We start from the raw sequence: 13,511 nt of genomic DNA, 5'->3' as shown, positions 1-13,511 counted from the left end.
TGGGGGAATGTGGACGCCAGACTCTATCTGCTCGCACTGCGGCGCATGTGGGGCCTGCTCCTCGGCGCAGCTCTTCTCGGTGCAGCATGCGGTCTCGGCCTGGCGGCATCGACGCCTCGCGTCTACGCGGCATCAGCAGACATTCTCGTGGGCGACGCCAGCCGAATCCCCACCGTCGCTGAGCTCGCCACTTCTTCGCCGGTCCTCGACGCTGCGTCTGCGCAATTGGCGAGAGAAGGTTCAGGCGCAGACCTGAAGAACCGGATCACCGCGTTCAACGTCTACGGCACATTCCTCGTCCGCGTCAGCGCGACCGGAGGGTCCGCCGAGGGCGCGGCGAATGCGGCGGATGCGGTAGCTGACGCCGTACTGCGACGCGTTGCTGACGCGGACAGCCCGGCCCTGGATACAGACCTCGAACTCGCCCAGAGCGCCGCGCTGCCGTCCGAACCACGCTCCCCCGATGCGCAGTCCTACCTTACGATCGCAACCGCTTCCGGTCTCGCCCTCGGCGCTCTCATCGTGGTCGTGGGCGAATACCGCCGTCGCGTCGTGCTGTGGGACGTCGACCTCCAGCTCGCTGGCGTGAGGCCCGTCATGGATGTGACACGTGCGCGCGGCAGAACCGCCGTCGAGGGTGCTCTCGTTGACGCGCTGATCGATCGGCTAGACGTCCTCGCCGCGGCCGGCGTCAGGTCTGTGGCGCTTGTCGACCTAGGCGGGTCGATCGACTCGGAGAACATCGCTCGTAATGTCGAGCAGCGGCGTGCGAGCGCTCCGGGTTCGACGCGTGTCTCGATCGCTGTCTGTTCGCCGGCTGTGAGCAGCGGAGCAGACGCGCAGGGCGTGCGAGTCGCGACGACTGCCGCGCTCGGCGCTGCGGGACATGATGCTGCACTTCTCCTCACGAGACGTGGGAGCACGCTCAAGACCCAGCTCGCCCACGCGTTGGAGACGCTCGACGAACTCGATGTCAGCGTCCGCGGTGGCGCTCTCATTGGCCGCGACACCAAGGAGAAGAGGTGAGCGACGCCGCGCCGACGAGGCTGACGCAGCTCGACGGCCTGCGCGGCATCGCGGCTCTCGTTGTACTCCTGTGCCACAGCGTCGCTGTTTTCCCATCGCTGGGGCAGATCTTCCTCAACAGGTTCGCACCGCTGGGGCCTGCCGAGACCTGGGCCGTCTATTCACCGCTCCACGTGGCGTGGAACGGAACGGCGGCAGTGTCCGTCTTCTTCGTTCTTTCCGGATATGTGCTCGTACTGCCGTTCATCAAACGCCGCTCGCGCGTCGACTGGGGGGCGTACTTCGCGCGGCGGCTGCTGCGCCTCTACCTGCCGGTATGGGGCTCCGTCTTGCTCGCAGTCGTCCTTGGGCTGCTGATCTCACGCGCTCCCCTCGCGGACATCGGGCAGTGGGTCGCCCTCTACGCCGGCCCCGTCACCCCACAGTCGGCTGCGGCCTCCATGACCCTCGCGTTCGGTGGCACCACCCTCAACCCGGCACTCTGGTCGCTGCGTTGGGAGGTCGTCTTCTCTCTTGCTCTGCCCCTGTACCTCGCGTTCGGGCTGGTCGCGCGCCGGGCCTGGACGCTCAAGATCCTGCTGTGCCTCGTACTGACGGCGTGCGGGAGCCTACTAAACAGTGAACCGCTGATCTACCTTCCGGTGTTCGCCATCGGCACGGTGATGGCGATCGAGAGCAAGCGCATTGCCCAATGGCGAGTCTCATCCTGGGCGGGCGTACCGTTGCTGGTGTTCGCACTTGTTCTCCTCAATGCTCAGTGGATCCACCCCACGGGGGTGTACGCCCACGAAGCGCTGGTCGCTCTCGGTGCCACTGTCCTCGTCTGGCTCTACCTCTCCTGGCACGGTGCAGCATCTTTCGGGAACACCCGTGTCTCGCAGTTCCTGGGAACGATCTCCTTCAGCCTCTACCTCGTTCACATGCCGGTGTTGTTCGCCGTCGTCGCTGCAAGTTCGGCGAGTCTGCCGCTATGGGCCTGCATCGTCTCGGGTTTCGTCGCTTCTCTCATCGCCGGCGTACTGTTCTACTGGGCCGTCGAGCGTCCCGCCCACCGTTTCTCCGTGTGGGTCGGAAAGCGCGTGCGCGATCGGCTGGAGCGCACACCGTTGACGACTTCCGAGGCACGATCGTGAACAAGGTGCGGGAGCAAGGGGCCGTCTGGGTACGCGACGTTCTCGTCAACGGGCTGCTCGCCTCTGGGATCGTCCCCCGGTTCGTCAGGTGGCGCCTGCTTCGACTTGTCGGCGTCCGTGCCGAGAAGTCAGCGGTCTGCGCGGGCCTATGGCTCGGCACCCGTCGCCTGGAGATCGGCAGAGAGTCGTTCATCAACTACGGCTGCCGCATCGACAACACCGCATGGGTACGCATCGGCCCGCGATGCGACCTCGGTCCCCAGGTCTCGATCCTGACGACCACTCATCTCATGGACGACCAGACGCGGCGGGCTGGCGCAGAGAAACACATGAGCGTGTCCATCGGCGCGGGCGTATGGATCGGCGCACGGGCAACCCTCCTGCCCGGCGTCACCGTGGGCGACGGTGCGGTGATTGCTGCCGGCGCCCTCGTGACCCGCGACTGCGAGCCGCACACGCTCTATGCAGGCGTCCCTGCGCGGGCAGTCCGGACGCTTTCCCGTACCGACTCCGCCTGAGACTCCTACCCGACCCGCTGTGCGCGCCTCAGCGCATCCCGCGCTCCCACAGGGCTCGGGCGATGAGCTTGCTGTCGCGGGCGTCGACGACCGCGCGAAGCGCGATCGCGAAGATCGCCCCCAGGTAGCCCCCCGTCGTGTTCGCGACGACATCGAGCACCGAGGCGAAGCGCGCGGCGAGGAAGGTCGCCTGGAAGAGTTCGATCGCCCCGGAGAACGCCGGGATCATGAGGATGGCTGCCCACACCGCCTTGCGGGGCAGAGCGAGCGCGAGCAGGAACCCGAGCGGGACGAACATCGCGATGTTCGCGGTGAACTCCAGCTTGCTGTATCCGAACCACTCCGGGATGCCGTTGCGATGCAGCACCCCGAGGAAACGTTCGATGGCGACGTCGTAGCCGGCGTCCAAGGGCGTCGGCGACAGAGTGGCGGCGAGCACGACGCCGACGTAGGCGAGCAGCCCCGCCAGCGCGATGCCGATTCTCAGCCGGCTGGGAGCGGGCTTACGCGCGGGCGATTCGCTTGTGCTCCACTGCTCCAGCAGGCTCTCGGTCTCGTGCGCAGACATCGACATGCTCATTCCCCGCCGTCCCCCGTGGCATGCGTTGACGGCAATACTAGGGCACCCGGGCTGTGAGGCGTCCTACGCCCCCGTGAGCATCGGGAGGAAGACCGCGAGCAGCAGCCCCAGGAGGACTCCCGCGTTCATCAAGGCGCCGATGATCACCGTCGCCGACTGCTGTCCCCGTCCGGCGATCGCTCCGAGCACGCAGAGGATCAAGCCGATGAGCGCGATCGCGGCGCCCACGAGACCGATGAGCGGGGTGCTGAGGACCTCGGAGGTGAGGCCTCGGTACATGGCGAAGGCGATGCCCAACGGCACGGCCACCGCGATCAGAGCGTCCACGATGGCGATGATCCCGAATGCGCGCGCGAGCTTCGAGACGGGGTATCGGGATGCCACCAGACGAGCGTATCGGATGGCGTACTCCACGAATGCCGACAGGGGCCGGGCCCGAAGGCCCGACCCCTGTCGGCGAAGTCCGAAGGACTTACTTGAGGATCTTGGTCACCGTGCCGGCGCCGACGGTGCGGCCACCCTCACGGATCGCGAAGCCGAGGCCCTCTTCCATGGCGATCGGCTGGATGAGCTCGACCGACATCTCCGTGGTGTCACCGGGCATGACCATCTCGGTGCCCTCGGGCAGCGTGATGACGCCGGTCACGTCCGTGGTACGGAAGTAGAACTGCGGACGGTAGTTCGTGAAGAACGGGTTGTGACGGCCGCCCTCCTCCTTGGACAGGATGTACGCCGTGCCCTCGAAGTTGGTGTGCGGGGTGACCGAACCGGGCTTGACGACAACCTGGCCGCGCTCGACGTCGTCACGCTTGGTGCCACGAAGGAGCAGACCACAGTTCTCGCCGGCCCACGCCTCGTCGAGCTGCTTGTGGAACATCTCGATACCGGTGACGATCGTCTTCTGCGTCGGACGGATACCGACGATCTCGACCTCGGAGTTGATCGCCAGGGTGCCACGCTCGGCGCGGCCCGTGACGACGGTGCCACGACCGGTGATCGTGAAGACGTCCTCGATGGGCATCAGGAACGGCTTGTCCTTGTCGCGCACCGGGTCCGGGATGGACTCGTCGACGGCCTCCATGAGCTCGACGATCGAGTTGACCCACTTCTCGTCACCCTCGAGAGCCTTCAGGCCCGAGACGCGGACGACGGGGGCGTTGTCGCCATCGAAGTCCTGCGACGACAGCAGCTCGCGAACCTCGAGCTCGACGAGCTCCAGGATCTCCTCGTCGTCGACCATGTCGCTCTTGTTCAGGGCGACGAGCAGGTACGGCACGCCGACCTGCTTGGCCAGCAGCACGTGCTCGCGGGTCTGAGCCATCGGGCCGTCGGTGGCGGCGACCACGAGGATCGCGCCGTCCATCTGAGCGGCACCGGTGATCATGTTCTTGATGTAGTCAGCGTGACCGGGAGCGTCGACGTGAGCGTAGTGACGCTTGGGCGTCTCGTACTCGACGTGCGAGATGTTGATCGTGATGCCGCGCTGGCGCTCCTCGGGAGCGGAGTCGATCGACGCGAAGTCGCGCTGCACGTTGGTGGCCGACGGGAACTTGTCGGCGAGCACCTTCGAGATCGCGGCGGTGAGCGTGGTCTTGCCGTGGTCGACGTGACCGATCGTTCCGATGTTCACGTGCGGCTTGGTCCGCTCGAACTTGGCCTTAGCCACTGGGTCCTCCTCAGGACGTCGTGTAGAGACTCCGGTCGCTGGGTTGCGACCGGCTCGCTACGGGGATTGTTCTCAGTGTAATAGAGAGGGGTCGTGTGAAGTTGTGAGCCAGAAGTGCGGACGGGACGAAACCGCCCCGTCCGCAGACGAGACCTCCGAGGAGATTACTCGCCCTTCGTCTTCTGAACGATCTCGTCCATGACGTTACGCGGGACCTCGGCGTAGCTGTCGAACTCCATGGAGTAGACAGCGCGACCGGAGGTCTTCGAACGCAGGTCACCGATGTAACCGAACATCTCGGACAGCGGGACGTTGGCACGGACGACCTTGACGCCGGCCGCATCCTCCATCGACTGGATCTGGCCGCGACGGGAGTTCAGGTCACCGATGACGTCGCCCATGTACTCCTCGGGAGTACGCACCTCGACGGCCATGATCGGCTCGAGGATGACGGGGTTCGCCTTGCGGACGGCCTCCTTGAAGCCCATGGAGCCCGCGATCTTGAACGCCATCTCCGAGGAGTCGACGTCGTGCGAGGCACCGTCGAGCAGGATCGCCTTCACGCCCACCATGGGGAAGCCGGCGAGCACGCCGACGTTCATAGCGTCCTGGAAGCCCTGATCGGTGGGGCTGATGTACTCGCGCGGGATGCGGCCACCCGTGACCTTGTTCTCGAACTCGTACGTCTTGTCCGCCGTGACCTCGAGGGGCTCCAGCGCGAACTGGATCTTGGCGAACTGACCCGAACCACCGGTCTGCTTCTTGTGCGTGTAGTCGTGACGCTCGACGGTCTTGCGGATCGTCTCGCGGTACGCGACCTGGGGCTTTCCGACGTTGGCCTCGACCTTGAACTCGCGCTTCATGCGGTCGACGAGGATGTCGAGGTGGAGCTCGCCCATGCCCTTGATGACCGTCTGACCGGTCTCGGCGTTCTGCTCGACGCGGAACGTCGGGTCCTCTTCAGCGAGCTTCTGGATCGCAAGACCCAGCTTCTCCTGGTCGGCCTTGGTCTTGGGCTCGATCGCGACCTCGATGACCGGCTCCGGGAACGTCATCGACTCGAGGACGACCTGGTTGGTGCTGTCGGAGAGGGTGTCACCGGTGGTGGTGTCCTTCAGACCGATGACGGCGTAGATGTGACCGGCGGTCACCGAGTCGACCGGCATCTCCTTGTTGGCGTGCATCTGGAAGATCTTTCCGATGCGCTCCTTCTTACCCTTGGTCGCGTTCACGACCTGGGCACCGGAGTCGAGGTGACCCGAGTACACGCGGATGTAGGTCAGGCGACCGAAGAAGGGGTGCGTGACGATCTTGAACGCGAGGGCTGCGAACGGCTCGTCGCGGTCGGCGTGACGCTCGATGACGATCTCTTCGTCCTTGGGGTCGTGAGCCTCGATGGCGGGCACGTCCAGGGGCGAGGGGAGGTAGTCGACGACCGCGTCCAGCATCGGCTGCACGCCGCGGTTCTTGAACGCCGAGCCACACAGGACCGGGTAGACCTCGGAGTTGATCGTGAGCTTGCGGATCGCGCCCTTGATCTCGGCCAGCGAGAGCTCCTCGCCGCCGAAGTACTTCTCGAGCAGCGACTCGTCGCTCTCGGCGACCGTCTCGAGCAGCTTCTCGCGGTACTCGGCAGCACGGTCGGCGAGGTCGGCCGGGATCTCCTGGATCTCGTACTTCGCGCCCATCGTGACGTCACCCTTGGCATCGCCGGGCCACACCAGAGCGCGCATCTCGACGAGGTCGATGACACCGACGAAGTCGTTCTCGGCGCCGATGGGCAGCTGCAGCACGAGCGGCTTGGCCTTCAGGCGGTTCACGATCGTGTCGACGGTGAAGTAGAAGTCGGCGCCCAGCTTGTCCATCTTGTTGACGAAGCAGATGCGCGGCACGTCGTACTTGTCGGCCTGACGCCACACCGTCTCGGACTGGGGCTCGACGCCCTCCTTGCCGTCGAAGACGGCAACGGCACCGTCGAGCACGCGCAGCGAGCGCTCGACCTCGACCGTGAAGTCCACGTGGCCGGGGGTGTCGATGATGTTGATCTGGTTCTTGTTCCAGAAGCAGGTCACAGCAGCGGAGGTGATCGTGATGCCACGCTCCTGCTCCTGCTCCATCCAGTCGGTGGTCGCAGCGCCGTCGTGCGTCTCACCGATCTTGTGGTTGACGCCCGTGTAGAAGAGGATGCGCTCGGTCGTCGTCGTCTTGCCGGCATCGATGTGCGCCATGATGCCGATGTTGCGGACCTTGTTGAGGTCGGTGAGCACTTCTTGTGCCACGGGATGTCCTTACGTGTTGTCGGGTGCGCCGGCCGGGGCGGTGGCCCCGGCCGGCGCCGAGCTGCTGATTACCAGCGGTAGTGCGCGAAGGCGCGGTTCGACTCGGCCATCTTGTGGGTGTCTTCGCGGCGCTTGACCGCGGCACCGAGGCCGTTCGAGGCGTCGAGGATCTCGTTCTGCAGACGCTCGGTCATCGTCTTCTCACGACGACCCTTCGCGTAGCTGACGAGCCAGCGCAGCGCCAGGGTGTTGGCGCGGTGCGGCTTGACCTCGACCGGCACCTGGTAGGTCGAGCCACCGACGCGGCGGCTCTTGACCTCGAGGGTGGGACGGACGTTGTCGAGCGCCTTCTTCAGCGTCGCCACCGCGTCCTGGCCGTTCTTGGCCTCGACGCCGCGGAGGGCCGTGTAGACGATCGACTCGGCGAGCGACTTCTTGCCGTCGACGAGGATCTTGTTGACGAGCTGGCTGACGATCGGTGCGCCGTAGACCGGGTCGTTGACGACCGGACGCTTCGGGGCGGGACCCTTACGAGGCATCTAACTCAACCCTTCTTCGCGCCGTAGCGGCTACGGGCCTGCTTGCGGTTCTTGACGGCCTGGGTGTCCAGGGCGCCACGAACGATCTTGTAACGCACACCGGGGAGGTCCTTCACACGACCGCCGCGCACCAGCACGAGCGAGTGCTCCTGCAGGTTGTGGCCCTCGCCGGGGATGTAGGCGGTGACCTCGGTCCCGTTGCGGAGCTTCACACGAGCGACCTTGCGCATCGCCGAGTTCGGCTTCTTCGGGGTGGTGGTGTACACACGGGTGCAGACACCGGCCTGCTGCGGGTTCGACTTCAGCGCGGGAGCCTTGGTCTTGGTGACCTTCGGCGTGCGCCCCTTGCGAACCAACTGCTGAATAGTTGGCACGTTCTCTCCTTGTCAGTGCTGCACGGTGACAGCGTCGTGGTCTCCCCCGCTCCGACGGATTCTTTCGATTCGTGTCGGAGAGGGCTCACGCGGACCCACCGGGGCGACAGAATGACTGACGCCCGTTTCGTTGGTGGATATGCCGTGGGGGTGGCCTGTTCGCAGGCCGTTCCCTGAGATGGTGTGCTCCTGTTCACCCTGTTCGTGCCGGGCACGACGCAGGGCGCGCGAGAGCGCACACCCGCTCAATGATACGCGCCGAATCGGGATGCGGTCAAACGACCGCGATCATGCGTCTGCACGCACGATGCGCAACTCCGCATCACCCAGGAGGAAACGCTCCGTCACCTCGTGCTCGGTCCCCGGTGCCACGTCGACCTCCTCCTGCGCGGCGAACACGACGACGCCGTTCGTGGAGTCCAGATCGCTCACCATCCATGCATCCGCACGACGACGCAGCAGCGCATGGGTCTTGGAGACCGTGCGGGTGTCGTCGACGACGGTCACCAGCTGCGCCCCGGGCGCGGCGTGCACGGGAACGGGCCGGCGTCCGAGCACGACCGCATCGCCGGTGAGCTCCATGGGCGATCCGTCGGGCAGCAGCAGCGCCCACTTGGGCCGGCGGCGCGATGCGATGACGGTGTCTTCGACGATGTCGCCGACACCGGGCCGCGAGGCGGCGACGGATGCGGCAGCGGGCCGCGGCATCCCCGCGATCGGCGCTCCGGCCACGGCCGACACCTCGCCCGAGGCCTCGGGGAAGGCGTCGGGCTCCGCGACGAAGGACTCCCGCAGCACGGGAGGCGCCGCGGGCGGCACGAAGGAATCGGACGGCGCGGGTTCTGCGACGGCGGGCGCCGCGGGCGTCTCCGGCTCCACCCACGCGGGCGCAGCGGCCGCGGGCGCGGCCTCCTCCTCGACGATGGCCGGCTGCCACCACGACATCACGGGGGCGGGCTCGGGCGAGGCAGGGGCGACATAGGGGTCGTCGATCGGGGCCGAGGGCGCATCGGCGACGGGCGGCGCGTACGGGTCGGCGGCGGGCGCCGGGTACGCGTCGTGAGCAGGGGTCGCCGGAGCCGGCTGGGCGTACGGATCGACGGCGGGCGCGGCGTACGGATCGACGGCGGGCGCCGGGGCGGCGTACGGGTCTGCCGGAGCTGCGGCGTACGGGTCCGCCGGCGCGTAGGGATCGACGGCAGGCGCCACGGGCGCGGGCGGCAGAGGCGGCTCGCCCCACGCTCCGGCGATCGGCATCGCGGCGGTGGCGGGTGCCGCGGCCGGGGCGCCGGGTGCCGGAGGTGCCGGGGGGATCCACGCCGACGGCGCCGGGACGTCACGGCGGGCACCGAACTCCTCGGCGGCCGGGGCGTACTGCGGCGCGAAACCGAGAAGGTCCTCTACTCCGCCCGCCGCCGCCTGTCGCGGAGCGCCCTGCTCGAGCGGTCTGGCGGAGCCGAAGCCCAGAACGCTCGCCCAGACCGGGAACAGCAGGGCCGCCAGCACCGTCATCCCCACGCCCTGCCCGAACATGACGTTCACGCGGTGCGCGGCGGTGATGAAGGCGACATAGACGAAGATCTGCCCGAAGAACGGGATGAGGTAGAGGAGCAGGAGCCAGGGGCTCAGGCCGCCGATGATGAACAGGACGGCGACGTTGTAGACCGGGATCCAGGCCTTCCAGCCCTCGATGCCGAGCTTCGCGTACACCCGTGACAGCGCGAGCGCACCCCAGACGTAGACCAGGAGTGACGGCACGAGCGACACGAGGACCAGGAGCACGACGGTTCCTGCGTCGGGGACCAACGGCGAGGAGTAAGCGGCGACGAGTGCGTTGAGCATGGATGAACTGCCTCAGGGAGTGGGACCGTCGAGGTCTCGGGGGTCGAAAGGAACGTCGAGCGAACGCGTCAACTCTTCCAGCATGGCGGTGATCTGCGGTTCTACATACTTCGCGACCGCTGCTTGGATACGGATGCGGTGGTGCAGCAGCACCTGGCATACTTCGCGTCCGATCAGGTTCGCGTAGTCGTCGGCCAGCGCAACCTCGTGACGCAGCGCCGCCTTCGCCTCGTCGGACAGAGGCGGAAGCGCGGGTATGCCCACATCCGCGTCCGCGGCCATACCCGCGAGGGTGAAGAGGAAGGGCGCCCCCGGGATGGGGTCCGGATCCAGCGGAAGACCGTCGTACTCGGGTTCGAGGTCCTCCGTGGGGCGGTAGCTGCGGGCTCTGTTGCGCGTCGCCTGCTGGTCGAGCTCCGACTGGAGCAGGGGAAGATTTCGCGCCGTGTACTCGGCGACCGCATGGTCGACGACCGTCTTCAGACGGGTGGACAGGCCGTGCTGAACCGCGTGCGGCACGTCGCCGCCGAGGCCCGCGGCCGAGAGGATCGGCGAGCCCAGGCAGCGGCGGCACACCGCGAGACGTCCGCGGTGCGTCGCCGGCTCCCAGCGGGGCAGCCAACGCAGCCAGGCGTCGACGGCCTGGCTCACCTGCGTCTCGAGCGAGCGCTCCACGCTCTAAAGGTAGCCGCCGGCCGCGTCTTTCCGCGGGAAATCCGCGGATCCGGTCGGTCGCGTCCGCGATCAGGCGTCGCCCTGGCCCTCCCAGGGCCATCGGGGCCGCCCCGCGCGGGTGCGTACGAGCGCGATCGCGCACCAGGCGGCGACTGCCGCCGCGACGCCCACCACACCGCCCTGCCAGCCGATCAGCAGGCGGGCCATGAGAGAGAGCCCCACCGCCACGTCCTCCGAGGCGACGGCGCCGGCGATCCCCGCGCTGAGGCTGTAGCCGAACCACACGGCGACCGCGATGAACAGCGCCCCGGTGTAGGCGGGGTTGCCCGGTCGGAGCACGAGCGCGGTGCCACCGGCGTAGACACCGCAGGCGAGGAGCACGCCGACGATTCCGGGCGCCTGCCCGACGCCCGCCACCGGAACGACCTCGACGTCTGCGAGCAGGCTCACCATCCCGAACGCGGCGATGATCAGGGCGAAGAACCCCGCGAGCGTCAAGGCGATGGCGACAGCCGGACGCACCGGCGGAGTCCGAGGTGCGTCCGGCTGCGGCATCAGACCTGGTGGAGCTGCGGACCCGCTTCGAGGGTGCGCTCGTACTCGCGCTGCGCCTCGTCGTTGAGAGCGGTGACGCGGCGTCCGCGAGCGGCGACCCACGCACCGAACCACACCGTGAGCTCACGCCCCAGCACGAAGGCGAGGATCGGCAGGGGGGAGAACAGCGAGACCTGCATGAGCTCCGCCCCCTGACGGGCGGTCAGCTCCCAGAACGGCGCCTGGAACAGGATGCCGAGAAGGGAGCCCGCGTAGGCGGCGACGCCGACGAGCAGTCCCCAGATGACCCAGTGGGCCCAGCGCGCACGGTTGAGGATCGCGCCGAGGAACCAGAAGCCGAGGTAGAAGACGACCACCGGCATCCAGAAGGTCCACGAGCCTGTCAGGGTGAGGGCGAGCTCGGCGGGGTCGTTCTCCACAAATCCCAGACCGCCGTAGAAGTAGCCGAAGGCGAAGAGCACGCCGAACGACAGGACGGCGAAGGCGAGGGCGGCGAGCAGGCCGATCGCACCCGCGGCACCGCGGTTGCCGCGGGGACGGGGCGCCTCCGGCGCCTGCACGAAGATCGGCTGAGCAGCGGCGCTGGTGTAGGCCGGCTCCGGCGCCGCGACCGGGGCCACCGTCGTCGCTGCGGCAGCAGCCGGAATGGCTGTCGTCGCAGCGGGCTCGGGGTCCATGGGGACGGTCTCCGGGCGGTCGTACCAGGGGACGTCGTCGTCGGCACGGCCTTGGTCGGTCGCCGCCTCGGTGACGACGACCTCTTCGACGACACGCTCGCCGTCGGAGGTCGGGGTCTCGACGACCACCACGTCCTCCTCGACGACACGCTCCGAGGCGACCTCCTGGTCTCCGGTCGCCGTACGCTGAGCGACCTCCGCGTCGGCCAGGGCCTCGTTCGCGTTGCCCACGACGTCGTCCACGACGACGGTCGGCTCCTCCACGGGTTCGCCGGCCGAGGGCGTCTTCTGCTCGGTCATCGCTGTCGCTCCTTCAGCGGGGGTGCACATCCGCTTCCCGAGGGTAACGCCGGGTCGCGTCGGGCCGTGTCAGGCGCGCGGCGCGCGTCGATCCGGGCGGCTAACCTGGCCCCATGACGCTGCGCCGGAGTTCGAAGACGACCCTGCTCGCGGCATCCGCTGCACTTCTCGCTCTCGCCGCGGCGGGCTGCGCACCGGATCCCTCGCCCGCACCGACTGGCTCCGCGCTGCGCGCGTCGTCCTCCCCCGCACCGACTGCGACGGCGACTCCGACACCCACCGCGACCCCGGTGGCGATTCCCACCGACTGCCGCCAGATCCTGACCGACGCGGTGCTCGCCCAGCTCGCCGACGTACCTCTGAACGACCCGGCGTTCGGCACCGCCGGCGCGCAGGCCGACGGAAGCCTCACCTGCATCTGGGGAAGCCCGGCGACCGACACCGGCAGGCTCACGACCACCATCTCCAAGAAGTCGAGGGGTCCTGCCCTCGACATGCTCAATGCTCTCGTCGGCGAGGGCTTCACCTGTTACACCCCCGACAACGGGACCCGGTGCGAGAAGGTCTGGGTAGATCCGCAGTACCCGGTCAACGACGGGCGCACGCTGTTCTGGCGCGACGATGTGCTGGTGGACACGCAGTACGTGGGCCTCGCGCCGTCCGGCTACACGGATGCGGTGATCTCGCGCGTCTTCGGCTGAGTGCGCTCAGTTCGCCCAGAGCTGCAGCGCGACGCGTTCGGTGTAGCGATCGGGGTGCCACCCCGTGAAGACGCTCGCCAGCCACGTGCCGTCACGGATGACCTGGTCCTCCGCACCGTCCGCGGTGGTCAGGCGGCAGCGCACGCCGTCGCCGAAGTCACCGCACTCGTAGCCCGCCGTCTCCAGCGTCGAACGCGCGACACGGGCGGCGCCCGCATCCACCTTCGCCACGGTCGTCACGATCGAACCGGTGTTGATGCCGGTGAACGTGCACGAGACCGTCACCTCCGGGGCCAGAGAGGCCGCAAGCGTGGTCGCCGACACGCGCGGCGCACTCGTGTCCTGCACGGGCGCTCCGCCGGCGCGCTGGGTCAGCTCCGCCCACAGCGCCTCCGTGTAGAGACCCTGACACAGCGGGGTGGACGAGGTGGGTCGGGGGGCGGCTTCCTCGCCCTGAGCGATGGGCGCGGATGTTGAGGACCGCAGGGTGTCGCCGACCATCTGGATGCCCGCCGGGATCGCGGGGAGGGCGAGGACCACCAGCACCGCCACCACGGCAGCGCTGCCGAGCCCCACGACCCACGCCATGAAGCTGTTGCGACCGCCGATCCGTGCCACGCCGTCCTCCCCCGTCCACGCTACGCGC

15 protein-coding genes are annotated in these 13,511 nt (G+C 68.0%); 4 read left to right on the top strand and 11 right to left on the bottom strand.

Going from position 1 to position 13,511, the window contains the following annotated elements; translation table 11 throughout:
• Positions 1-9: 9 nt before the first annotated feature.
• From QE374_RS11435 to QE374_RS11425, 3 genes are read left to right on the top strand one after another with little or no spacing between them, the layout of a single operon-like run.
• Positions 10-1,026, top strand: coding sequence for a hypothetical protein (locus QE374_RS11435; RefSeq protein ID WP_309734981.1), 1,017 nt, complete (start codon positions 10-12; stop codon positions 1,024-1,026).
• Positions 1,023-2,159, top strand: a complete 1,137-nt coding sequence (locus tag QE374_RS11430; protein ID WP_309734980.1) for an acyltransferase — start codon at positions 1,023-1,025, stop codon at positions 2,157-2,159. The genes QE374_RS11435 and QE374_RS11430 overlap by 4 nt, the downstream gene beginning before the upstream one ends.
• Positions 2,156-2,677: a DapH/DapD/GlmU-related protein gene (locus tag QE374_RS11425; protein ID WP_309734979.1), complete on the top strand. Its 522-nt coding sequence runs from the start codon at positions 2,156-2,158 to the stop codon at positions 2,675-2,677. The genes QE374_RS11430 and QE374_RS11425 overlap by 4 nt, the downstream gene beginning before the upstream one ends.
• Positions 2,678-2,705: 28 nt before the next feature.
• Here the strand turns inward: QE374_RS11425 and QE374_RS11420 are convergent, their stop codons facing one another.
• From QE374_RS11420 to QE374_RS11375, 10 genes are all read right to left on the bottom strand, one after another.
• A complete protein-coding gene (locus QE374_RS11420) occupies positions 2,706-3,245 on the bottom strand; it encodes a VanZ family protein (RefSeq protein WP_309734978.1) in 540 nt (179 codons plus the stop codon).
• Positions 3,246-3,320: 75 nt separating this feature from the next.
• Positions 3,321-3,641 carry a hypothetical protein gene (locus QE374_RS11415; protein WP_309734977.1) on the bottom strand — a complete coding sequence of 107 codons (321 nt, stop codon included), beginning with the start codon at positions 3,639-3,641 and terminating at the stop codon, positions 3,321-3,323.
• An 88-nt stretch (positions 3,642-3,729) separates the two neighbouring features.
• Positions 3,730-4,923, bottom strand: coding sequence for an elongation factor Tu (gene tuf / locus QE374_RS11410; protein ID WP_137418064.1), 1,194 nt, complete (start codon positions 4,921-4,923; stop codon positions 3,730-3,732).
• 164 nt (positions 4,924-5,087) lie between these two features.
• The gene (gene fusA, locus QE374_RS11405; protein WP_137418065.1) at positions 5,088-7,202 is read right to left on the bottom strand and encodes an elongation factor G; all 2,115 of its coding nucleotides are present in this window, start codon (positions 7,200-7,202) and stop codon (positions 5,088-5,090) included.
• Between the two features lie 68 nt (positions 7,203-7,270).
• The gene (gene rpsG, locus QE374_RS11400; RefSeq protein ID WP_137418066.1) at positions 7,271-7,741 is read right to left on the bottom strand and encodes a 30S ribosomal protein S7; all 471 of its coding nucleotides are present in this window, start codon (positions 7,739-7,741) and stop codon (positions 7,271-7,273) included.
• 5 nt (positions 7,742-7,746) lie between these two features.
• The gene (gene rpsL, locus QE374_RS11395) at positions 7,747-8,115 is read right to left on the bottom strand and encodes a 30S ribosomal protein S12 (protein WP_036318318.1); all 369 of its coding nucleotides are present in this window, start codon (positions 8,113-8,115) and stop codon (positions 7,747-7,749) included.
• Positions 8,116-8,403: 288 nt separating this feature from the next.
• A complete protein-coding gene (locus QE374_RS11390; protein WP_309734976.1) occupies positions 8,404-9,957 on the bottom strand; it encodes a DUF5684 domain-containing protein in 1,554 nt (517 codons plus the stop codon).
• Between the two features lie 12 nt (positions 9,958-9,969).
• A complete protein-coding gene (locus tag QE374_RS11385; protein ID WP_309734975.1) occupies positions 9,970-10,632 on the bottom strand; it encodes a spermidine/putrescine ABC transporter substrate-binding protein in 663 nt (220 codons plus the stop codon).
• Positions 10,633-10,701: 69 nt separating this feature from the next.
• Positions 10,702-11,187, bottom strand: a complete 486-nt coding sequence (locus tag QE374_RS11380; protein ID WP_309734973.1) for a hypothetical protein — start codon at positions 11,185-11,187, stop codon at positions 10,702-10,704.
• Positions 11,187-12,164: an ABC transporter gene (locus QE374_RS11375; RefSeq protein WP_309734971.1), complete on the bottom strand. Its 978-nt coding sequence runs from the start codon at positions 12,162-12,164 to the stop codon at positions 11,187-11,189. Before QE374_RS11375 ends, QE374_RS11380 begins: the two co-directional genes overlap by 1 nt.
• 113 nt (positions 12,165-12,277) lie before the next feature.
• Between QE374_RS11375 and QE374_RS11370 the strand changes: the two genes are divergently transcribed.
• Positions 12,278-12,865 carry a hypothetical protein gene (locus QE374_RS11370; RefSeq protein ID WP_309734970.1) on the top strand — a complete coding sequence of 196 codons (588 nt, stop codon included), beginning with the start codon at positions 12,278-12,280 and terminating at the stop codon, positions 12,863-12,865.
• Between the two features lie 6 nt (positions 12,866-12,871).
• Here the strand turns inward: QE374_RS11370 and QE374_RS11365 are convergent, their stop codons facing one another.
• Positions 12,872-13,483 (bottom strand): hypothetical protein, encoded by a 612-nt coding sequence (locus tag QE374_RS11365; protein ID WP_309734968.1) that lies wholly within the window; start codon positions 13,481-13,483, stop codon positions 12,872-12,874.
• Positions 13,484-13,511 lie beyond the last annotated feature (28 nt).

Origin of the sequence: Microbacterium sp. SORGH_AS_0428 (assembly GCF_031453615.1) — a bacterium.
Lineage (GTDB): Bacteria > Actinomycetota > Actinomycetes > Actinomycetales > Microbacteriaceae > Microbacterium.
This window is presented reverse-complemented; position numbering and strand designations above follow the sequence as displayed.